Source organism: Frankia sp. AgKG'84/4, assembly GCF_023242965.2.
Taxonomy (GTDB): Bacteria; Actinomycetota; Actinomycetes; order Frankiales; family Frankiaceae; genus Frankia.
Genome location: NZ_JALKFU020000870.1, coordinates 1 through 896 on the forward strand (window position 1 = coordinate 1; position 896 = coordinate 896).

The 896-nt window shown below is 78.0% G+C and carries 1 pseudogene; it reads right to left on the reverse strand.

From position 1 onward, the window contains the following. Positions 1-896, reverse strand: a pseudogene (locus tag MXD58_RS25750) (AAA domain-containing protein); the annotation flags it as partial.

The following is an 896-nucleotide window of genomic DNA, read 5'->3' on the forward strand; positions in this document are numbered from 1 at the left end:
AGCCGGCCGAGGTCGGCGGCGGTCTCGGCCAGCTCCCGGTCGGCGGCCCCCGCCGCGGCGACGGGCTCGAGGGCGGAGATCGTCGCGGGCAGGTCGCGGAGGTCCGCCGCGGAGTGGACGCGCGGTGGCTGGCCGGATCCGAGTCCGTCGGCGAGCGCGACGAGCTGATCGCGTGCCGCCACGACCGCGTCGATCGCCCCGATGGCCCGCTGGTCCTCGGTGAGCCGGGACAGGCGGATCTCGATCGGCTCCGCCGGCCGCCCCGGCCGTCCCACCAGCGTCCAGGCGCGGTCGGCGGCGTCGAGGGCGAGCTGGGCCCGCAGCCGGCTGCGCACGAGGTCGAGCAGCTCGACGCTGTTCGGCACCTGCCCGTCCACGGTGACGTGGCGCAATAGGGCCTCGGCGGCCCGCTGCGCCTTCGGCCGGAACCGGCGGCGCAGGCCGCCGCCGTCGTCCAGGTGCTCGCGCAGCGTCTCGGCCTGGGCGAGCAGGCTGGCCGTCTCGCCCCTGGTGTCCCGGTCGGCGTCGGCACCGGTCGGCCGGTCGGTAGTGGGGGTGGCTGAGCCGGTGCCGGTGCCGGTGCCGGTGGCGGTGGCGGTGGCGGTGGCGGTGGCGGTGGCCGGGCCGTCGGCGGCGGGTTCGTCCGTGTCGTCCGGATCGGGCGAGGTGATCGCCGCGGCGGAGAACTCGACGTCGTGCAGGCCGAGTTCGGTGAGGTGCCGCGTCGCCTCGGCGACGAAGGGTCCGGCCGTGCGTACCTTCGCCCACAGCAGCTCGTCGCGGCCCGCGAGGGCGTCGTCCAGGGCGGCGGGGATCCACTCCCGCCCGGCCGAGCGGCCCGCGTGCGCGGTCAGGTCGTCGACGGCGCGCACGACGGCCAGCACCGCCGCGCTGGT